The sequence below is a fragment of the Pseudoxanthomonas sp. GM95 genome, from assembly GCF_900109775.1.
GTDB lineage: Bacteria > Pseudomonadota > Gammaproteobacteria > Xanthomonadales > Xanthomonadaceae > Pseudoxanthomonas_A.
Map to the genome: position 1 here is coordinate 124,993 of NZ_FOAX01000002.1, position 18,458 is coordinate 143,450.

General features: G+C 67.3%; 20 protein-coding genes, 1 tRNA gene and 1 pseudogene. 13 read left to right on the forward strand and 9 right to left on the reverse strand.

Annotated features, from left to right (window positions below; all coding sequences use genetic code 11):
• The first annotated feature begins 2 nt into the window (after positions 1 to 2).
• The 4 genes from cydB (at position 3) to map (ending at position 2,457) form a co-directional block, all read left to right on the forward strand.
• Positions 3 to 1,151: a cytochrome d ubiquinol oxidase subunit II gene (gene cydB, locus BMZ17_RS08710; protein ID WP_093139500.1), complete on the forward strand. Its 1,149-nt coding sequence runs from the start codon at positions 3 to 5 to the stop codon at positions 1,149 to 1,151.
• A gap of 25 nt (positions 1,152 to 1,176) precedes the next feature.
• Complete coding sequence (cydX, locus tag BMZ17_RS08715; RefSeq protein ID WP_093138221.1) at positions 1,177 to 1,296, forward strand: cytochrome bd-I oxidase subunit CydX; 120 nt, start codon at positions 1,177 to 1,179, stop codon at positions 1,294 to 1,296.
• 175 nt (positions 1,297 to 1,471) lie between these two features.
• Positions 1,472 to 1,684, forward strand: coding sequence for a ParD-like family protein (locus BMZ17_RS08720; protein WP_093138222.1), 213 nt, complete (start codon positions 1,472 to 1,474; stop codon positions 1,682 to 1,684).
• Complete coding sequence (gene map, locus BMZ17_RS08725; RefSeq protein WP_093138223.1) at positions 1,681 to 2,457, forward strand: type I methionyl aminopeptidase; 777 nt, start codon at positions 1,681 to 1,683, stop codon at positions 2,455 to 2,457. The genes BMZ17_RS08720 and map overlap by 4 nt, the downstream gene beginning before the upstream one ends.
• A 105-nt stretch (positions 2,458 to 2,562) precedes the next feature.
• Here map and BMZ17_RS08730 read toward each other — a convergent pair.
• A tRNA-Met gene (locus tag BMZ17_RS08730) sits at positions 2,563 to 2,639 on the reverse strand.
• Positions 2,640 to 2,759: 120 nt separating this feature from the next.
• On the opposite strand from BMZ17_RS08730, the pseudogene BMZ17_RS08735 reads away from it, so the two are divergent.
• The 3 genes and pseudogenes from BMZ17_RS08735 to bfr all read left to right on the forward strand — a co-directional run.
• Positions 2,760 to 3,239 (forward strand): annotated as a pseudogene (locus BMZ17_RS08735) (RNA pyrophosphohydrolase); the annotation flags it as partial.
• 199 nt (positions 3,240 to 3,438) lie between these two features.
• Positions 3,439 to 3,648, forward strand: coding sequence for a (2Fe-2S)-binding protein (locus tag BMZ17_RS08740; RefSeq protein WP_093138225.1), 210 nt, complete (start codon positions 3,439 to 3,441; stop codon positions 3,646 to 3,648).
• A gap of 115 nt (positions 3,649 to 3,763) precedes the next feature.
• Positions 3,764 to 4,237, forward strand: a complete 474-nt coding sequence (gene bfr, locus BMZ17_RS08745) for a bacterioferritin (protein WP_093139502.1) — start codon at positions 3,764 to 3,766, stop codon at positions 4,235 to 4,237.
• Here the strand turns inward: bfr and BMZ17_RS08750 are convergent.
• The 3 genes from BMZ17_RS08750 to BMZ17_RS08760 all read right to left on the reverse strand — a co-directional run bounded on the left by BMZ17_RS08750 (position 4,210) and on the right by BMZ17_RS08760 (position 9,209).
• Entirely contained in the window at positions 4,210 to 6,624 is a 2,415-nt protein-coding gene (locus BMZ17_RS08750; RefSeq protein WP_093139505.1) for a hybrid sensor histidine kinase/response regulator, read from the reverse strand. The two genes, bfr and BMZ17_RS08750, sit on opposite strands and share 28 nt — an antisense overlap.
• Positions 6,625 to 6,653: 29 nt before the next feature.
• Positions 6,654 to 8,543 (reverse strand): EAL domain-containing protein, encoded by a 1,890-nt coding sequence (locus BMZ17_RS08755; protein WP_093138226.1) that lies wholly within the window; start codon positions 8,541 to 8,543, stop codon positions 6,654 to 6,656.
• 66 nt (positions 8,544 to 8,609) lie between these two features.
• On the reverse strand, positions 8,610 to 9,209 hold the full coding sequence (locus BMZ17_RS08760) for a DUF4126 domain-containing protein (RefSeq protein WP_093138227.1): 600 nt from the start codon (positions 9,207 to 9,209) through the stop codon (positions 8,610 to 8,612).
• 161 nt (positions 9,210 to 9,370) lie between these two features.
• Between BMZ17_RS08760 and BMZ17_RS08765 the strand changes: the two genes are divergently transcribed.
• The 6 genes from BMZ17_RS08765 (at position 9,371) to BMZ17_RS08790 (ending at position 13,688) form a co-directional block, all read left to right on the forward strand.
• Positions 9,371 to 10,093, forward strand: a complete 723-nt coding sequence (locus BMZ17_RS08765) for a DUF6776 family protein (RefSeq protein ID WP_093138228.1) — start codon at positions 9,371 to 9,373, stop codon at positions 10,091 to 10,093.
• A gap of 33 nt (positions 10,094 to 10,126) precedes the next feature.
• On the forward strand, positions 10,127 to 10,561 hold the full coding sequence (locus BMZ17_RS08770; RefSeq protein WP_093138229.1) for a bactofilin family protein: 435 nt from the start codon (positions 10,127 to 10,129) through the stop codon (positions 10,559 to 10,561).
• Positions 10,562 to 10,637: 76 nt separating this feature from the next.
• Positions 10,638 to 11,399, forward strand: a complete 762-nt coding sequence (locus BMZ17_RS08775) for a DUF6776 family protein (RefSeq protein WP_093139507.1) — start codon at positions 10,638 to 10,640, stop codon at positions 11,397 to 11,399.
• Between the two features lie 31 nt (positions 11,400 to 11,430).
• A complete protein-coding gene (gene erpA, locus BMZ17_RS08780) occupies positions 11,431 to 11,817 on the forward strand; it encodes an iron-sulfur cluster insertion protein ErpA (protein WP_093138230.1) in 387 nt (128 codons plus the stop codon).
• Positions 11,817 to 12,740: an NAD(+) diphosphatase gene (gene nudC, locus BMZ17_RS08785; RefSeq protein WP_093138231.1), complete on the forward strand. Its 924-nt coding sequence runs from the start codon at positions 11,817 to 11,819 to the stop codon at positions 12,738 to 12,740. Before erpA ends, nudC begins: the two co-directional genes overlap by 1 nt.
• Before the next feature lie 51 nt (positions 12,741 to 12,791).
• Entirely contained in the window at positions 12,792 to 13,688 is an 897-nt protein-coding gene (locus BMZ17_RS08790; protein ID WP_093138232.1) for a hypothetical protein, read from the forward strand.
• A gap of 161 nt (positions 13,689 to 13,849) precedes the next feature.
• Here BMZ17_RS08790 and BMZ17_RS08795 read toward each other — a convergent pair whose 3' ends face one another.
• The 5 genes from BMZ17_RS08795 to BMZ17_RS08815 all read right to left on the reverse strand — a co-directional run bounded on the left by BMZ17_RS08795 (position 13,850) and on the right by BMZ17_RS08815 (position 18,452).
• Positions 13,850 to 14,266 carry a DUF2752 domain-containing protein gene (locus BMZ17_RS08795; RefSeq protein ID WP_254775258.1) on the reverse strand — a complete coding sequence of 139 codons (417 nt, stop codon included), beginning with the start codon at positions 14,264 to 14,266 and terminating at the stop codon, positions 13,850 to 13,852.
• Positions 14,263 to 14,646, reverse strand: a complete 384-nt coding sequence (locus BMZ17_RS08800) for a CD225/dispanin family protein (protein ID WP_343124182.1) — start codon at positions 14,644 to 14,646, stop codon at positions 14,263 to 14,265. The genes BMZ17_RS08795 and BMZ17_RS08800 overlap by 4 nt, the downstream gene beginning before the upstream one ends.
• A gap of 89 nt (positions 14,647 to 14,735) precedes the next feature.
• On the reverse strand, positions 14,736 to 15,017 hold the full coding sequence (locus BMZ17_RS08805; RefSeq protein ID WP_093138234.1) for a CD225/dispanin family protein: 282 nt from the start codon (positions 15,015 to 15,017) through the stop codon (positions 14,736 to 14,738).
• A 77-nt stretch (positions 15,018 to 15,094) separates the two neighbouring features.
• Positions 15,095 to 16,984, reverse strand: a complete 1,890-nt coding sequence (locus tag BMZ17_RS08810) for an MFS transporter (protein WP_093139513.1) — start codon at positions 16,982 to 16,984, stop codon at positions 15,095 to 15,097.
• A gap of 61 nt (positions 16,985 to 17,045) precedes the next feature.
• Positions 17,046 to 18,452 (reverse strand): MFS transporter, encoded by a 1,407-nt coding sequence (locus BMZ17_RS08815; RefSeq protein ID WP_217645772.1) that lies wholly within the window; start codon positions 18,450 to 18,452, stop codon positions 17,046 to 17,048.
• Between the last annotated feature and the right edge of the window lie 6 nt (positions 18,453 to 18,458).

Genomic DNA, 18,458 nt, shown 5'->3' on the forward strand with positions numbered 1-18,458 from the left:
CGATGGACACTATTCCGCTTGATTACCAAACCCTGCGCTTCATCTGGTGGCTGCTGCTGGGCATCCTGCTGATCGGCTTCGCCGTGATGGATGGCTTCGACCTGGGCGTGGCCACGCTGCTGCCGGCGGTGGCCCGCACCGACCGCGAGCGCCGCATCGTCATCAATGTCATTGGGCCAGTCTGGGAGGGCAACCAGGTGTGGCTGATCCTGGGCGGCGGCGCGATCTTCGCCGCGTTCCCGGCGCTGTATGCGGTCAGCTTTTCCGGCTTTTACCTTGCGATGTTCCTGATCCTGGTGGCGCTGATCCTGCGGCCGGTCGGCTTCAAGTTCCGCAGCAAGGTCGAACATCCCACCTGGCGCGCCGCGTGGGACTGGGTGCTGTTCGGCGCGGGCTTGGTGCCGGCGCTGGTGTTCGGCGTGGCGATGGGCAACGTGCTGGTCGGGGCACCGTTCCAGTTCGACGATGCGCTGCGGCCGCACTACCAGGGCGATCTGTTCGGCCTGCTGATGCCCTTCCCGGTGCTGTGCGGCCTGGTGAGCGTGGCGATGCTGGCCGCGCACGGCGCCGGCATGCTGGTGATCAAGACCAGCGGCGAGATCAATGCCCGCGCGCGCCGCTTCGGCAGCCTGGCCGCACTGGCCGCGGCGGTGTTGTTCGCCCTGGCTGGCGTCTGGCTGGCGCTGGGCATCAAGGGTTATGCGCTGGTCGGTGCACTGGATCCGGCCGGCCCGTCCGACCCGCTGGCCAAGCAGGTCGACGTGGTCGCCGGCGCGTGGATGGCCAACTACCACGCGATGCCGTGGACCTGGATCTTCCCGGTGCTGGGCGTGGTCGCGTTTCTGGGCTGTGCGGCTCTGCTGCGGGCAGGACGCGAACTGCCTGCTTTCCTCGCCTCGGGCGCTGGCATCGCCGCGATCATCCTGACCGAGGGCGTGGCGGTGTTTCCCTTCCTGCTGCCGTCCTCACTGGACCCGCGTTCCAGCCTCACGGTGTGGGATGCCTCATCCAGCCACATGACGTTGTTCATCATGCTGGTGGCCACGGCGATTTTCCTGCCGATCATCCTGGCCTACACCGCCTGGGTGTACCGCGTGCTGCGCGGCAAGGTCGGCGACGACGACCTGTCGCGCAATCCCAGCGCCTACTGATCCCCTTCTCAAGGAGCCAATTTCCATGTGGTACTTCGCCTGGATTCTCGGTGTGAGCCTTGCAGCGTTCTTCGCCATCCTCAACGGCATGTGGTTCGAGATGCGCGACGACGTGCGCAAGCAGGCGGCATCGAAGGACGCCTGATCGGCTGATGCGTGGCCTTGTCGATCAATGGCAGGACCGCGCCCAGTTCGCTGCACCGGAAGCCCGCCTTGTGCGGGCTTCTCTTGTTGAGCGTCAGTGCGCCGTGCAAGGCGTCGGCTTGAGCTGAATATGCGAAACATATACGATTCGTATATTCCAGGCTCAGGAGCCCGCCATGGGCATCGTCAACATCGACGACGAACTGCACGACCAGCTGCGTCGTGCCTGCACGGTCAGCAGCCGCTCCATCAACGCGCAGGCCAATTTCTGGATCAAGGTCGGGATGCTGTGCGAGATGCATCCGGACCAGAGCTTCCAGGAGATCGTTGCCAACGAGTTGCGCGCCGCCGGGGTCCAGCCACAGGCCTTGCGCGCAGGCCGGGCATGATCAAGAGCGCCGCCGAGCTGGCCTTGATGGCCAGGGCTGGCGCGTTGCTGGCGCAGGTGTTCGACGCGCTCGGCAGGCTCAAGCTGGAAGGCATGAGCACGATGGAGGTCAACGATTTCGTCGAGCGCATGATCGTCGATGAGCTGAAGGCGCGGCCTGCCAGCAAGGGCCAGTACGATTTTCCCTATGTGCTCAACGCCTCGATCGACGACGTGGTCTGCCACGGCATGCCCGCGCACGAGGACGTGCTGCGCAGCGGCCAGATCGTCAACCTGGACATCACGCTGGAGAAGGACGGCTACATCGCCGATTCAAGCACCACCTACCTGATTGGCGAGGTCGATTACGCAGCGCGCCGGCTGGTGTCGGCCACCTATCAGGCGATGTGGAAAGGCATCGCCGCCGTGCGTCCCGGCGCGCGCCTGGGCGACATCGGCCACGCCATCGCGCATTACGCCAAAGGCCAGGGCTACAGCGTGGTCAAGGAATACTGCGGCCACGGCATCGGCCGGGAGATGCACGAAGACCCGCAGATCCAGCACGTCGGCCGGCCCGGCACCGGGTTGGTCCTCGAAGAGGGTATGACGTTCACCATCGAGCCCATGCTCAACCAGGGCAAGGCCGCGATCCGCCACCGGCCCGACCAATGGCCGGTCTATACCCGCGACGGCAAGCTGTCGGCACAGTTCGAACACACCGTCGCCGTCACCCGCACCGGCGTGCGCGTACTGACCTTGCGCCCGGGCGAAACACCGTTGTGTGCGATGGGGTGAAGGAATCGCAGAGTCGGGGGCTCTGCTTTGATTCGGGCACAAAAAAAGCCGGAGCCCGAATTGCTTTCGGATTTCCAGCCTTGCCTAGTGCTGCCTTCGATCGCGTGGTGGCTATGGGTGGACTCGAACCACCGACCCCAGCATTATGAGTGCTGTGCTCTAACCGGCTGAGCTACATAGCCGCGCAATGAGCCGGTAATTCTGGGTATTCGGAGGCGGTCTGTCAACGTCTTCTTTGCGGGTTGAGGCGCCGGCCCGACCGTGGCACATTCGGACTCAGTAGATTTTCAGGAGTCCGCGTCGTGATCGATCCGGACGGTTACCGACCCAACGTCGGCATCGTGCTGATGCATCCGCAAGGGAAGGTCTTCTGGGCACGTCGCGTGCGCCGGGATGGCTGGCAGTTTCCGCAGGGCGGCATGAACACGGACGAGACGCCGGTCGAGGCCATGTACCGCGAACTGCGCGAGGAAACCGGCCTGCTCCCCGAGCATGTCGAGGTCCTGGGCGCTACCCCTGGCTGGCTCCGCTACCGGTTGCCGCACCGGGCTGTGCGCCGCAACGAGCGCCATGTGTGCATCGGCCAGAAGCAGGTGTGGTTCCTGCTGCAGATGGTGTGCGAAGACCACCATGTCCGGCTGGACCTGACCGAGACGCCCGAGTTCGACCATTGGCGCTGGGTGGATTTCTGGTATCCGATGGAACACGTCGTGATGTTCAAGCGGGGCGTCTACGCCCGCGCGCTGGATCATCTGGCGCCATTGGCCCGGATCGTGGCGGGCACGCAGGCGGTGCCGATGCCGCGGCTGGACCGGCGCCCGGTGGACCCGGCGGCGGCCCGCAGTCACCAGCGGCCGCGCAACCGTTCAGGCCGGCGGCGTGATGGTTCAGGCTCGATCCCTTCTGGCAATTGACACCCATTCGCATTCGCGTTTGAATGGCTTCGGGCCGTTCCGGCCTGCAGCAGTCCAAGCCATCGCCGTGTACGTCTGCATCTGTAATGGAGTCACCGACCACCAGATCCGCGAAGCCGCTGCCAACGGTTGCCGCACTGTGTCCGAGCTGACGATGCGCACCGGCGCCGGCAGCACCTGTGGCAGCTGTCTGGACATGGCCGGCGACATTCTCGCCGAACATCACGCCGTAGCGGGCTTCCCGCTGCCGATGCTGGGCGACGCGCTCGCCGCCTGAAGGTTGCTCGCGATGCCGGCGCGTCGCACGTCGAACTGATCACGATTCGCGTTTCATCATGCCGCCATGAGGGCGGCTATCCTGCTGCGCATTCCACACAGCACAGGCCATGACGATGAAAGGCGACGCCAAGGTCATCGAATTCCTCAACAAGGTCCTTTTCGACCAGTTGACCGCGATCAACCAGTATTTCCTACACGCCAAGATGCTCAAGAACTGGGGGTTGATGGAGCTCTCCGAGCACTCCTACAAGGCGTCCATCGTCGAGATGAAGCAGGCCGACAAGTTGGCCGACCGCATCCTGTTTCTGGAAGGCCTGCCGAACTTCCAGGCGCTGGGCAAGCTGCGCATCGGTGAGAACCCGCGCGAGATGTTCGAGTGCGACCTGGCGTTGGCCGGCACGCAGGCGGTGCCTGTCCTGCGCGACGCGGTGGCCTACTGCGAAACGGTGAGCGACTACGTCAGCCGCCAGCTGCTGGTCGATATCCTCGACAAGGAAGAGGAATGGATCGATTGGCTGGACACCCAGCTGGATCTCATCGGCCGCATCGGCGAGCCGAACTACCTGTTGACGAAGCTTGACGACTGAGCCGCGTTGCCGGCGCCCTGCAGGCGCACCAGATAGCCCTGCAGCGCGACCTTGGCCCGGGCAAATTCCGCGATGACCAGCGCCACCGCCACTGCAGGGCGGTCCAGGCGCTGTTCGCGTGCGCCCAGTTCGATGCGCTTGGCCGCAGCGGACAGCGCCATCGCGCCCATGTTGGCGCTGGAGGACTTGAGTGAGTGGGCAGCAGCGCGCATGGCGTCCAGGTCTGGAATGGCCGAGGCCGTTTCCAGCTCACTGATCAAGCGCGGCGCGTCTTCCAGGAAGACATGAATGATGCGGGCCAGGCCAGGGCCGGTGACCTCGGCCAGCTCGTCCAGCACGCTGGTGTCCAGGGCGATGACGGCGCCACTGGCGGCGGAGGCGGCAGGCGGCGGCATGGTCTCTTCCACGAAAGGTGCAGGAGCGGCTTCGACCGGCGCTGGCACGCTGGCGAATGCAGGCGGCGCGGCCGCTGCGCTGGTCTGCGGGGCAACGGCTTCGGGCGCTGCGGCGGCCTCCATCGGCGGTAGCCACTGGCGCAGGCACTTTTCCAGCAGATGGCGCGACACGGGTTTGGAGAGGTAATCGTCCATGCCTGCATCCAGGCAGCGCTGGCGATCGCCCGCCATCGCGTTGGCGGTCATCGCAACGATCGGCATGCGCGGCTCGCCGCGTTCGGCCTCCTGCTCGCGCCAGCGGCGCGTGGCCGTATAGCCGTCGAGCAGCGGCATCTGGCAGTCCATCAGGACCAGCGGATAGCGCGTGCGGCCCATCTTTTCCAGCGCCACGATGCCGTTGCCGGCGTGGTCGGCGCTGAAGCCCAGCGACTCCAGGATCTTTTCGGCCACGGCGAGGTTGACCGGGTTGTCTTCCACCAGCAACAGGCGGCGTCCGTCGATCGCGGCCGGCTGCTGCGGCGCGGGCTCGCTGGCGCCGACCAGGGGCGCGGACGTGAAGAACTGCTCCGGCTCGGGTAGCGGCAGCGACTGCACCGTCGGGGTTGTGGCTGCTGAGGCCGGCGTGCTGCTGAGCAGGGCGCGCAGGTCGGATTCGTGGGCCAGGCGTGGCAGCAGGGTCGCGCCGTTGCGCTGTTCCTCCGGCACCGGCTCGTCGCCGTACAGCCAGACCAGCTGGGTGCCGGACTCGATGAAGGCCCGGCCCAGGGCGCGGTGCAGCGCTCGCGCACTGCTGCGCACGCCGGCGTAGTCGGCCACCACCGTGGTGAAGCCGGCCGAGTAGGTGCGCAGGCGCTCCAGCGCTTCCTGCGTGTTGTCCACGCACTGCAGCGAGATGCCCCACTGACCCATCAGGCTGGCCAGGCGCGAGCGCAGCAGCGGGTCGGGCGTGACCAGCAGTACGCGGGCCTGGCCAGGAGTGGTTTCCGGCGTGGGCAGGTCGCCGATGGCCTTGAGCAGCGGGATTTCGAACCAGAAGGTCGAGCCGCGCCCCGCTTCGGACACCACCGCGATGCGCCCTCCCATCAGGTCGACGATGCGCTTGCAGATCGCCAGGCCCAGGCCGGTGCCGCCGAACAGGCGTGTGGTCGAAGCGTCGGCCTGGCTGAACGAGCTGAACAGCCGCGCCTGCGCATCGGCATCGATGCCGATGCCGGTGTCGCGGACTTCGAACCGCAGCAGGTGCTGGGCGCCGGTTTCGCCCAGGCGGCGCGCCACCAGGGTGACCGAGCCGCGCTCGGTGAACTTGATCGCGTTGCCGATCAGGTTGGTCAGCACCTGGCGCAGGCGCAGCGGATCGCCGCGTACCGGCAGGCGGACCTGGGGGTCCAGCTGCAAGCCCAGGCGCAGGCCGCGGTTTTCGGCCGGGCGCTGCATCAGCTGCATCACCTGCTCCAGCACCTCGCGCAGGTTGAACGGCGTGCTCTCCAGTTCGAGCTTGTTCGCCTCCAGCTTGGAGTAGTCCAGGATGTCGTCGACGATGCGCAGCAAGGCCTGCGACGAGCTGCTGGCAGTCAGCAGCAGCTGGCGCTGATCTGCCGCCAGGGCCGAACGCGAGAGCAGTTCCAGCATCGGCACGATGCCGTTGAGCGGGGTGCGGATCTCGTGGCTCATCGTGGCCAGGAACTCGCCCTTAGCCAGCACTGCCGATTCGGCCGCCTGCTTGGCGTGCGTGAGCTCGCCTTCCATGCGACCCAGGCGCTCCACCTCGCGCTGGGTCATCTGGCGCTCGGATTCGGCGATGGCCGCGCGCGCATCAGCCGCTTCGGAATGGCGGGCCACGCTGTGCAGCATCACCAGGGTCGCCACCGTGGCCAGCAACGCCGCAACGCCTGCGGAAAACGCCACCAGCAACCACGGGCCCGGGACCATCGACAGGTCCAGCCACAGGGCCACCAGCAGAACAGCGGCCGCGGCCGCTCCGAGCCATGACATCAGCGCCGCACGTCCAGGTGCGGACACCGTTAGAGGACCGCGTTATGGAAGTCGAAGCCCAGGTCTTCGCCGACGCCCTGCACCAGGTTGCCCTGGATGAAGTCGACGCCGCCCATCCACATGGCCGCAGCAGCCTGCGGATCCTCGATCTGCTGGCCGATCACCAGCAGGTTCTGGCGGTGGGCCAGGTCAATGGTGGTGCGCAGCTGGCCGCGCAGCGTGGCGTCCTTGTGCGCGCCGGCGAAGCGGCTGGACACGCGCAGGTAGCTCAACGGCAGCAGCGAGAGCAGCGATTCGGCTTCGGCGCCCGGCTCGAACTGGCTCAGGCAGAACTGCACGCCGGACTGCATCGGCGCCTGGGTGAAGTCGCGCAGCGCCATGGTGTGGATCAGCGCGTCGGACAGGCGGATATCGACCACCAGCGAAGCGGCTTCGATGCCGCGGCGCGAGATTTCCGCCAGCAGCCACTCGGCTGCGTCGCTGCGCGCCAGGGTCTGCGGCGACTGCGAGACGAACAGCTTCATGCTGGCGCCTTCGACCTGGCGGCGCGCGATCAGGTCCAGCGCACGGCCGACGATTTGGCGATCCAGGTCGACGATGTCACCAGACAGTTCCGCCGCCGGCACCACCTGCGCGGCCGGCAGCAGCGTGCCGTCGGCCTGGCGCAGGCGCATCAGCACCTGGAACTGGGCCTGGTCCCCGCCGGCGACCGACACGATGGGCTGGAACAGCAGTTCCAGCGTGGTGTCGGCCAGCGAGGCGCGGGCCTGTTCCTTGGCCGACGGTGCCGGCACGTGCGCGGCAACATGGCCGGGCAGCGCGCGGGCCTTCACCGTGGCCTGTTCGGCAGCCTCGATGGCGGCGTCGCGGTCGGCGAACCCCAGGTTGAGTTCGGTGTAGCCGATGATCGCGCGCAGCTGGATGGTCTCGGTGCCACGCACCGGCAGCGACACCTTCGCCAGCTGGTCGTGCAGTGAGCGGGCGAAGCCTTCCAGCGCGTCGCGCGACAGGCCGCGAGCCACGGCCAGGAAGCTGTTGTCGTTGAGGCGGGCCAGCGGCTGCGGCGCGGCGAAGGCCGAGAGCTGGCGCGCGGCCTGCACCATCAGCTGTTCGTAATTGGCGTAGCCGTAGCGCTCGCGCAGGCCCAGGGCGCCGGCGATCTCGATGAAGAACAGGCCGCCGTCGGCGTGTTCTTCCAAGGCCGAACCCAGCTGCTGCTGCACGTAGCTGCGGGTGTGCAGGCCGGTCTCGGCGCTAAGGTCTTGCGGTGCCTGGGTGGCTTCGGGAGCGGCGCTGGCGATGACCTGCACCGGGCTGCGCTGGCGCATGCGACGGATGCGGTTGGAGACCGCGGCGATCAGGTGGCGCGGGCGGATCGGCTTGGTCAGGAAGTCGTCGGCGCCGCTGTCCAGCACTTCGTACTGCTTTTCCGGATCCGGATCGCCGGTGAGGAACACGATCGGCAGGTCGACGTACTCAGCGCGCTCGCGGATCGCCATGGTCAGCGCCATGCCGTCGCGACCTGGCATGTGCAGATCCATCAGCAGCAGGTCCGGCACGAAGCGCTGGATGCTGTCGATGACGTTCTCGGCATCCATCTCCACTTCGGCCAGCATGCCGGCGCCATGCAGCACGCTCTGGGCGAACAGCGCCTGCGGGCGGTCGTCCTCGACGATCAGGACGCGATACGGCGATTCGAGCTGGCCTGCATCGCCGCCGCCCGCCGGGGCCGCGGGCGTGCCCGGTGCGCCGGGCGAAGAAGGCGCGTCAGCGGCGTCGCCTTCCACACTGCTGGACGCCTGCAACTCCGGCGCGTCCTTGGTCCAACGACGCCAGTAACGCGGCGGCGGTGTCTCGGCGCGCAGTACGGGCCGCACGGGCGAGGGGGACGACGGTTGGGGCGACAGCGGTGCGGACATCGGGCTTCCCGGCTTGACTGGACTCCATTATGCGACGGACGGCCGCTGCTGCGGGCATCCCCGCATTCAGGAACTGGACGTCGCGGGTCGCGCCGGCCTGGGCCGCAGTCTCCGCCAAACCGCACGCGCGATCCACACCAGCACCAACGCCATGGTCAGGCTCAGCAGGACGACCACCAGCAGGGCAAGCCACGGATGCACCAGCGCCAGTGCCAGGCCGCCGGTGACCAGCGCGTCCTCGGTCAGCGAGGCGGTCCAGTTGCTGACGGGCTCGGGCGAGGTGTTGAGCAGGGCGCGGGCGCCGGACTTGAGGACATGGCTGGTCAAGGCCACGCCGGCGCCGGCCGCCAGCGCGCCGGTGCCCAGCTGGCCATCGGGCGAAAGCGTGGCCGCAGCCAAAAAAGCACCGGCCGGTACACGGGCCAGGGTCTGCAGCAGGTCCCAGATCGAATCCACGCCCGGGATCTTGTCGGCGAAGAACTCGGTCAGCGCCAGCGCGCCCGAGGTGCCCAGCACCCACCACGACTGCGTGGCCTGCAGGGCTGGCGGCAGCTCCACCCAGCCCAGCAGCCCGGCCAGGCCGATGCCGAACACGGTCAGATAGACGCGGATGCCGGCCATCCAGGCCAACAGGATCCCAATGACGAACAGATGCGCTTCGGTCACGGTGCCAGATCCCCTAGACTTGGGAGCGACGGGGAGGGGAAAACAGGGGCCCCCGTCAACGAGTTGCCAGTATAGGCCTGCGCCACGCATGGCCCGTGCATGTGCCAGCGCACGCACGGCCGCACTCGATCCTTGCCTGTCTTCGAAACCTGTTGCCGCCGATGAATTCCAGCAATCCGCAGTACCGCATTGTCTTGGGGCGTCCCGCGCGCCGTACCTGGCAGCGTGCCGCCTGGATCACGGGCTGGGTGCTGTCGCTGCTGCTGGTGGCCGGCGGCATGTGGATGCTGGGTGGGCCGAGCAGTCAGCTGGAGGCGCACCGCCAGCTGCAGGCGGCCAGATCAGGTAAAGCCAAGCTGCAGAACGAGCTCGACCAACTGCAGCGGCGGATGGTGGTGCTGCAGCAATCGGACCGGATCAGCCGCGCGGCCAACCTGGATTTGCAGGACACCCTGACCCAGCGCGAGATCCAGATCGCCGACCTGCGCAGCGACGTGGAGTTCTACGCGCGCCTGGTTGGCCCGACCGCCCAGCGCACAGACCTGACCGTGTTCTCCTCCAAGTTTACCGAGCGCGATGCGGCGTCCTTCGATTACCGGATCGTACTGACCCAGACCCTCAACCGCGGCGCGATCAGCAGCGGCCAGATGCAGTTTTCGCTGGAAGGCACGCGCGCCGGCCGACGTGAAGTGCTGGACTGGGCGCAGCTGCACGGAAGTCGCGGCGTGACCCCGCAGGCGTTTTCGTTCCGCTATTTCCAGGAACTCAGCGGCAGCGTGGCCTTGCCGCCGGGCTTCACCCCGCAACGCGTGCGGGTGTCGCTGCAGGCGCCGGAGCGCGCGCCGGTGCAGCGCGAGTTCGACTGGTCCACGGCCAGCGGCTGAAACGCATTCCCCCTTTTGTCTTCCGGAGTCAGCATGTTGAAGAAGAAGAGCAGCTTTCACGACGGTCAGGCCGTCGATACCCTGATCGGCGCCGAAGTGGTGCTGCACGGCGACCTGCAGTTCAGCGGGGGGCTGGTGGTGGAAGGGCGCATTCACGGCCGCGTGTTCGCCGCGCCGGGCCAGCCGGCGATGCTGACCCTGTGCGAGAACGGCTTCATCGAAGGCGTGGTGGACGTGCCGGTGGTGACCATCAACGGCCGCCTGGAAGGCGATGTCCGCGCCACCGAGCGGGTCGAGCTGGCCGCCAAAGCGCGGGTCAGCGGCAACGTCCACTACCAGGTGGTGGAAATGCGCGCCGGCGCGGTCCTGATCGGCAACCTGGTGCACCTGTCCTCGGCCGAGCGCGCCGCGGCCAGCGCCGAGGTGGCGCCGGAAGCCCCGGTCCTGTCGATCGCCGCCAACGGCTGAGCCGGCGGCAACCGCGGCTGAAGCGCCGCGGACGCATTCAGAACGGCCTCAAGCGCGCGTGGCTATGCTGCGCCGCATGTCCCCGCCCGATCCCGCGCCGTCGCCCGGTTCCACGCCGCACCTGCTGCCGGTCAGCCGCGGCGCGCGCGCCACGGTGATCGGGCTGGCCGCGCTGCTGGTGGTCGCGCTGGGATTCGGCGCCTGGGGCGCATGGAAGGTGTTTTCGCCCGCCGCCAATGCGTTGCCCAGCAGCGCCCAGTGGCAGGCCGCGCAGGCCCGCAACCAGCAGCTGGAGCAGCGTGTGGCCACGCTGTCACGCTCGGACCAGATCAGCCGTGATGCCAATCGCGACCTGCAGGACACGCTGGGCGAACGCGATGAGCAGATCGCCGGGCTGCGCGCGGACGTGGCGTTCTACGAGCGCTTCGTCGGCGCCACCGGGCAGCGTCGCGGCCTGGCGGTGCACGAGCTGAAGCTGCAGCCGCAGACCGACCAAGCCTGGCATTTCACCGCCACGCTCACCCAGAACCTCAATCGCGGCGCGGTCAACCGCGGCCGCCTGCAGCTGACGGTGGAAGGCACCCGTGACGGCAAGCTGGAAACCCTGGACTGGCCTCGCCTGCGCCAGCAGCCCACGGCCGACGGGATGGCGTTTTCGTTCAAGTATTTCCAGCAGCTGGAAGGCGAGATCGTGCTGCCGCCGCAGTTCAAGCCGCTGCGCGTGACCGCGCGGTTGCAGCCCGATGACGGCAGCCGCGTGGATCAGTCCTTCACCTGGGCCGAGGCGACTGCCACGCAGAGCCCGGATACGGCCGCCGCGGCGGCCGACGCGGGTTGAACTGGCCGCCGGCTGGCCCCATCCTGCACGCATGAGCACGTTCGTCTCCCTGCCTACCGCCGCACCGGCACCGGATTACCAGTCGCTGGACCGGCCGCTCAACTTCACCCACGCCGCCGCCGCCAAGGTGCGCGAGCTGATCGCCGAGGAAGGCAATGCCGACCTGGCGCTGCGGGTGTACATCGAAGGCGGCGGGTGTTCGGGCTTCCAGTACGGCTTCGAATTCGACGAGAACCGCGCCGAGGACGACCTGGCGGTCAAGACCGATGAAGTCACCCTGCTGGTGGATCCGTTGAGCCTGCAGTACCTGATGGGCGCCGAGGTGGACTACACCGAGAGCCTCACCGGCGCGCAGTTCGTGATCCGCAATCCCAATGCCAAGACCACCTGCGGTTGCGGCAGCAGCTTCAGCATGTGATGCCGGCCGACGCGACCGGAACCCCGTTGCCGCACCCGACCGAAACCGGACCGCTGTCCGGTTTTTCGTTCGTGGCCGAACCGCTGGACCGCGCCGACGCGCTGCGCGACGACGGCAAGGCGCTGGCCGCGCTGTGGCCACAGGCACGCGTCCTGGTGATTGACCTGGAAGGCCTGTGCTTTGCCGATGCCGATGGAAATCTGCTGGCGCCCACAGGTGAAGAGATCGGCGGCGGGCCGGGGCAGGCGATCTTCCTGGGGATGCGCGGGCAGGTGGCGTGGTTCGCCATTTCTTCCGACGTGATTGCGCTGGAGGTGCCCGGCCGCATGGAGCTGCGCCAGGCGGCCAGCGAATGGGCGCATGCCGATTCCACCGCATTCGCCCAAGCGCGCGCGCTGCTGCATTGGCAGCGCAAGACGCGCCACTGCAGCGTGTGCGGCGGCAAGGTCGAATATCGCCGCGCCGGTTACACCGCGCGCTGCACGCAGTGCCGCGCCGAGCATTACCCGCGCATGGACCCGGCGGTGATCATGGCCGTCAGCGATGGCCAGCGCCTGCTGATGGGGCGCCAGGCGTCGTGGCCGCCGAATCGCTATTCGGTGGTGGCCGGGTTCGTCGAGCCGGGCGAAAGCCTGGAGCAGACCGTCGCGCGCGAGGTGATGGAAGAAACCCGCATCCGCGTGCGCGCGGCGCGCTACCTGGGCTCGCAGCCGTGGCCGTTCCCTGGCGCGCTGATGCTGGGCTTCGAAGCCGATGCCGAAGCCGGCGTGCCCACGGTCAATGGCGAGCTGGAAGACGCGCGCTGGTTCACCGTCGAGGAAGTCGGTGCTGCGATCCGCGGCGAAGGCACGCTGCTGCTGTCGCCGCGGATTTCGATCTCGCGTTCGCTCATCGAGCACTGGTACCGGAAGATGACCGCATGATGCGCCTGCGCGTCGGCGGCATCTGACATCGACACGGGAGAGAATGCAGGCATGTCGATCACCCTCGTCGCCGTTGTCGTCGCCATCGTCCTGGGCCAGCTGGCCCCGCATGCGGTGGCCGCGTGGCGCCGGCACGACCTGATCGCGCGTTGGCAGCTATGGCTGGACCAGCAACTGCGCGGTAACAGCGTCTGGACGGGTGCGGCTGGCGCGGCGGTGACGATCGTGCCGTGGCTGCTGGTGGTCGGCCTGCTGCAATGGTGGCTGCACGCGCCGCTGCTGGGCTTCCTGGGGTTGCTGTTCGGCGTGGCGGTGCTGGTCTGGGCCTGGGGACCGCGCGACCTGGATGCCGACGTGCGCGCGGTGCTCGATGCCGAAGATCCGGTCGACCAGCGCGTGGCGATGTCGCAGCTGTGGCCCGACGCCGGTGCGCCGCGGGCCGAGGCGCCGGTGCTGGTCGAAGCGGTGTTCCGCAGCGCGTTGACGCGCTGGTTCTCGGTGTTGTTCTGGTTCCTCATCGCCGGGCCGGTCGGCGCGGTGCTGTACCGGTTGTGCGCGCTGTCGGCCACGGGCGTCACGGCCGCGCGCCTGCCGCAGGCCCATCGCGAAGGCGCGCAGCGCCTGCTGCTGCTGATGGATTGGCCGGTCGCGCAGCTGATGACGCTGTCGATGGCGCTGATGAGCCACTTCGACGCGGTCTTCAACGCCTGGCGTGCCGGTGGCGGCAATCGCTGGCAGCTGGACACCGGCTTCCTCGGCTTCGCCGCACGCGCCAGCGTCAACGCCGAGCTGGCCGACGAAGCGCAGGACTACATCGCCGATGGCGTGTCGCCGCCACAGCTGCTGGACATGCCGGAATTGCGCGATGCGATGAGCCTTGTGTGGCGCATCCTGCTGCTGTGGCTCGCCCTGCTGGCGCTGTTCGTCATTGCTGGTTGGGTGAGCTGACCTGTTTGCGAGGCCCTGCCTCGCAGGTCAGCGAACGCACGGCCATGGATGGCCGGGCCGGGCGATCCAAAGGCCGTCATGCTTCGCCACGGAAGGCAGCAAAGATCAAATTGAAGTGAGCTTTTGCAGCGAGCAATAGCGCTATCGGCGCGGACTTACCTTCAGCCCGGCGGCGCCATCCAGCTAAACGGCGCCCATGGCAGGTTGCGTAGCAACCAGTAGGCGGGAATCACCGCCAGCCACACGCGTGGGTCCATCAGCCAGCGCATCACCGGCTGCAGCACGCGCGGTTGCCATCCCCACGACCAGAACAGCATCGCGGGCAGCGCGGGCAGCATCAGCATGCCGAGCGGATTCATGTGGAAGGCGAGCAGCACGTCGCCGTGGATCAGTGCGTGCAGGGCACGCGTCATGCCGCAGCCGGGGCACCAGAAGCCGGTGAGCGCGTGGAACGCGCATGGCGGCAATGGATTGCCTGGCAGGTTTGGATTGACGTGTCGCAGAACCCAAATGCTGGCGGCCACCACTGGGACGGTGGCCGCCAACAACGCGACACGTGGTCGCGTCAGCGCGATCACTGGTGCAATTGAGACTTGTACTGCTCCATCGCAGAGTTGAACTCTGCCATGCCGCCGCCTAGCGTGAAGCTGTAAGCAATCCACAGGATGCCTGCCGCGGCAAAGCCCGTCGTGACCCAGCACAGAATCTTTGCAGTGTTGGAGGCGCGCGCAGCGCCGTCAAAATCACCCGCTGCGAGCAGGCCGTTGACCTTGGCTGCAAAAACGATGGCCACGATACCGGTGATGATGCCAACGATGCCCAGGCACACGCATACGCCGCAAAGGTTGAACACGGTGGCGACGATCGCCCACACAAGATGGTTAGGAATCGGGCCCGGCGCAGCCACCTGTGGCGGCGGAACATATGGCGGTGGTTCTTGCGGCGGCGGGGTGTACACCGGCGGCTCCGATGGCGGAAGCGGCGGGCCAGGTGGCGGAGGAATTGTGCTCATGATGCGTCTCTCCCAACGTCGATGATGTGATCAGCTTAATGCACGCCGCCGGAAGCCAGTGCTCCCAGCGTTGCCAAGCCGCCAAAAAAAACAAACCAGAGGATGACAAGCGCCGGCAGCGCAATTGCCGAACAGATTGCCCACATCTTGGCCTTGTGCGACAGCTCACGTGCACCGTTGAGATCGCCCGCCAGACGGCGACCGTCGACCTGCGCCGCGTAGACGATCGACACGATGCCGAGCGGCAGGCAGCAGAAGAGCGTGGACAAAATCGCCCACACCAGATAGTTCGGGACGTACTCCCTGTTTGCGCTCATGACTTCCCCAAAATTACTCTTTCTCCCGCCGATGCGGGCCCCGTCGAAATACTAGCAGCAAGTCTTGACCTGCCGGCTCAGGCATCGTCGCCACGCAAGGCGCGCACCTTGGCTTCAAGTTGTTCTGAGCGGCTGTCGGCAGGCATCGGCGCGTCGGCGACCACTTCGATATGCGCGCGGAAACGGCGTGGCACGCGCATGCGGCGCAGGCGTGAGTCGCGCGTGGACCACATGCTGGTCCACATGCCCTTGAGCGCCATCGGCACCACCGGCACCGGGCGTGTTTCCAGGATCTTTTCCACGCCGGACTTGAAGCTGGCGATGTCGCCGTCGCGGGTCAATGCGCCTTCGGGGAAGATGCCGACCAGGTCGCCGGCAGCGAGTGCTTCGTCGATCTTCTCGAAGGCCTCGCGCATCAGCTGCGGGTTCTCGCGCGCGCCGGCAATCGGGATCGCCTTGGCGTTGCGGAAGATCCAGCGCATCACCGGGATGTTGAAGATCTTGTAGTACATGACGAAGTGCACCGGCCGCGGGATCGCCGCCGACAGGATCAGCGCATCCATGTAGCTGACGTGGTTGCACACGATCAGCGCCGGGCCTTCGGCGGGGATGCTGGCTTCGATGTTCTTCAACCGCAGGCGATAGAGCGCCCGCACCATCACCCAGCTCAGGAAGCGCATCAGGAACTCGGGCACGATCGAGAAGATCCACACCGCCACGATCACATTGGCGATGGTCAGGGCGAGGAACACCTGCGGAATCGTCCAGCCCAGGAAGCGCTGCACCGCGATGCCCAGCACCGCGGCGATGACGATGAACAACGAGTTCTGGATGTTGACCGCGGCGATCACGCGCGACAGCTCATTGCGCGGCGTGCGGCTCTGGATCAGCGCGAACAGCGGCACCACGAAGAAGCCGGTGAACAGGCCGATGCCGACCAGGTCGATGCAGATGCGCCAACTGCCATGCGCCTGCAGGAACTGCAGGACCGTCAGCCCGGTCTGCGCCGCCGCGCCGGGCCGCGCGAAGTACAGGTCCAGCAGGAACGCGCTCATGCCGAAGGCGCCCAGCGGCACCAGGCCGATTTCCACCGTGCGGCCGGAGAGCTTTTCGCACAGCAGCGAGCCGGTGCCGGTGCCGATGGAAAACAGCGCCAGCGCGAAGATGTAGACCGAGGGCTGGCCGCCCAGATTCACCTCGGCATAGGTCGGCAGCTGCGCGGTCAGCACGGTGCCGACAAACCAGAACCAGGACACGCCCAGGATCGCGTTGCGCACGGCCAGCTGCTTGCGCGACAGGCGGATGATGGCCAGCGCTTCGGGGATCGGGTTCCAGTTGACCTTCAGCTCTGGCGCACCGGCGTCCACGCGCGGCACCATGCGGGCGATGGTGTTACCGGTCACCGCCAGCACGATCACGGCGGTGGCCGCGGTGATCGGCCCGTGCGTGCCGGCGAGCTGGAAGATCAGGCCGCCGAAGATCATCCCGACCAGGATCGAGATCGAGGTGCCCATCTCGACCAGGCCATTGCCGCCGGTGAGTTCCTCCGGCTTGAGCACCGAGGGCAGGATCGAATACTTCACCGGGCCGAACAGCGTCGACTGCGTGCCGGTACCGAACAGGGCGATCAGCAGGATCGTCATGTTCTGGGTCATGAAGCCGACCGCGGCCAGCGTCATGATCGCGATCTCCATCGTGGTGGTGATCACGATCAGGCGCTGCTTCTCCATGCGCTCGGCGATCTGCCCGGCGATGGAGGAAAACAGGAAGTACGGCAGGATGAAAAGCGCCGGCGCCAGGTTGGTATAGAGCGTGCGCTCGGCCTGGGTGATGCCCATGTAGAACAGCAGGCCGATGATCGCCTGGCGGTACACGTTGTCGTTGAGCGCGCCGAAACACTGGACGGCGAAGAACGGCAGGAAGCGGCGCTGCTTGAGCAGCGTGAACTGGTTGTGTCCCGACGACATGCGCGATTCCATGCGAAAGCTGCGCGCAGCCTAGGGCAAAGCGCGGCGTTGCGGAAGTCGCTCAGGCGCCGCGGCGGGCCAGCACGCCGGCGCCGGCGTCGGCGGGCAGGCGCAGCGCATCGACGATCGCCAGCAGGGCCAGCCCCGCCATCATCCAGAACGCGAGGTGGAAATCGCCGGCCTGCGCGATGGCGTCGGTCGTTCCGCGCAGCAGCTGGGCCAGCGACAGGGCCAGCGCGCCCAGCGCGATGCCCATGCCGGCATTCATCTGCTGCACCACTGACAGCAGTGTGTTGGCATCGCGCAGTTGGGCCGGCGGCAGGTCGGCAAAGCCAATCGTGTTGAGCGCAGTGAACTGCATGGAGCGGCTCATCCCGGTGACGAACAGCAGCGCGATCACCAGCGCGCGCGGCGTCTCGGCGCCCAGCAGCCCGCAGGCGGCGAAGCCGGCGACCACCAGCAGGCCATTGGCCACCAGCACGGTGCGGAAGCCGAAGCGCTGCATGATCCAGGTGGTGCCCGGCTTCATCGCCAGATTGCCGGCGAACAGCCACAGCAGCAGCGTGCCCGATTCCAGCGCGCTGTAGCCGAAGCCCACCTGGAGCATCAGCGGCAGCAGGAACGGCGCGGAAAAGATCGCCGTGCGGAACAGCGAACCGCCCACCGCCGTCACCCGGAAGGTCGCGATGCGCAGCGGGTCGAGGTTGAACAGCGGATGCGGCGTGTGGCGCAGGTGGCGCGCGCACAGCACCAGCAAAGCGATGCCGGCCAGCAGCGCGCACGGCCACCACCAGCCGGGCAGGTCGTTGCGGCTGGCCAGCTCAATCCCGGTCATGCACAGCGCAAAACCCAGCCCGCTGAGGACGAAGCCGCGCGTATCGAACGGCTGCCGCGGTGCATCGCTGTTGCGCACCAGCTTCAGCGCCGCAATCAGCGCGATCAGCCCCAGCGGGATGTTGAGCAGGAAGATCCAGTGCCAGCTCCAGTGCGTGCTGATCCAGCCGCCTAGCGGCGGCCCGAGCACCGGCGCGGTGAGCGCCGGCCAGGTGAGGATCGCGATCGCCTTGACGATGCCTTCCTTGGGCGTGTCGCGCAGCACGACCAGCCGGCCTACCGGCACCATCATCGCCCCGCCGATGCCCTGCAGCACGCGCGCGGCGGTGAAGCTCCACAGCGAACCGCTCATCGCGCACAGCAGCGAGGCCACGGTAAACACGGCAATCGCACTGGCGAAGATGCGCCGCTCACCGAAGCGCTCGGCCGCCCAGCCGCTGATCGGGATGAACACCGTCAGCGCCAGCAGGTAGGCCGAGACGCCGATCGACAGGTGTTCCGGCGCCACGCCGAAATCGCGCGCCATCGCCGGCAGCGAGGTGGTGATCACCGTCGCGTCCAGGTTCTCCATGAAGAACGTGCCGGCGACCAGCAGGGTCAGCGCCAGGCGCGCGTCGAAGCGGGGGAGCGTCATGGCCGT

Bases quoted from the DNA above. Each gene is read 5' to 3' on its own strand.
- cydX (WP_093138221.1), top strand. From the start codon at position 1,177: ATGTGGTACTTCGCCTGGATTCTCGGTGTGAGCCTTGCAGCGTTCTTC.
- BMZ17_RS08790 (WP_093138232.1), top strand. From the start codon at position 12,792: ATGTCGATCACCCTCGTCGCCGTTGTCGTCGCCATCGTCCTGGGCCAG.
- bfr (WP_093139502.1), top strand. From the start codon at position 3,764: ATGAAAGGCGACGCCAAGGTCATCGAATTCCTCAACAAGGTCCTTTTC.
- BMZ17_RS08755 (WP_093138226.1), bottom strand. From the start codon at position 8,543: ATGTCCGCACCGCTGTCGCCCCAACCGTCGTCCCCCTCGCCCGTGCGG.
- BMZ17_RS08765 (WP_093138228.1), top strand. From the start codon at position 9,371: ATGAATTCCAGCAATCCGCAGTACCGCATTGTCTTGGGGCGTCCCGCG.
- BMZ17_RS08815 (WP_217645772.1), bottom strand. From the start codon at position 18,452: ATGACGCTCCCCCGCTTCGACGCGCGCCTGGCGCTGACCCTGCTGGTC.
- erpA (WP_093138230.1), top strand. From the start codon at position 11,431: ATGAGCACGTTCGTCTCCCTGCCTACCGCCGCACCGGCACCGGATTAC.
- nudC (WP_093138231.1), top strand. From the start codon at position 11,817: ATGCCGGCCGACGCGACCGGAACCCCGTTGCCGCACCCGACCGAAACC.
- map (WP_093138223.1), top strand. From the start codon at position 1,681: ATGATCAAGAGCGCCGCCGAGCTGGCCTTGATGGCCAGGGCTGGCGCG.
- BMZ17_RS08720 (WP_093138222.1), top strand. From the start codon at position 1,472: ATGGGCATCGTCAACATCGACGACGAACTGCACGACCAGCTGCGTCGT.
- BMZ17_RS08770 (WP_093138229.1), top strand. From the start codon at position 10,127: ATGTTGAAGAAGAAGAGCAGCTTTCACGACGGTCAGGCCGTCGATACC.
- BMZ17_RS08805 (WP_093138234.1), bottom strand. From the start codon at position 15,017: ATGAGCGCAAACAGGGAGTACGTCCCGAACTATCTGGTGTGGGCGATT.
- BMZ17_RS08750 (WP_093139505.1), bottom strand. From the start codon at position 6,624: ATGTCATGGCTCGGAGCGGCCGCGGCCGCTGTTCTGCTGGTGGCCCTG.
- cydB (WP_093139500.1), top strand. From the start codon at position 3: ATGGACACTATTCCGCTTGATTACCAAACCCTGCGCTTCATCTGGTGG.
- BMZ17_RS08810 (WP_093139513.1), bottom strand. From the start codon at position 16,984: ATGTCGTCGGGACACAACCAGTTCACGCTGCTCAAGCAGCGCCGCTTC.
- BMZ17_RS08775 (WP_093139507.1), top strand. From the start codon at position 10,638: ATGTCCCCGCCCGATCCCGCGCCGTCGCCCGGTTCCACGCCGCACCTG.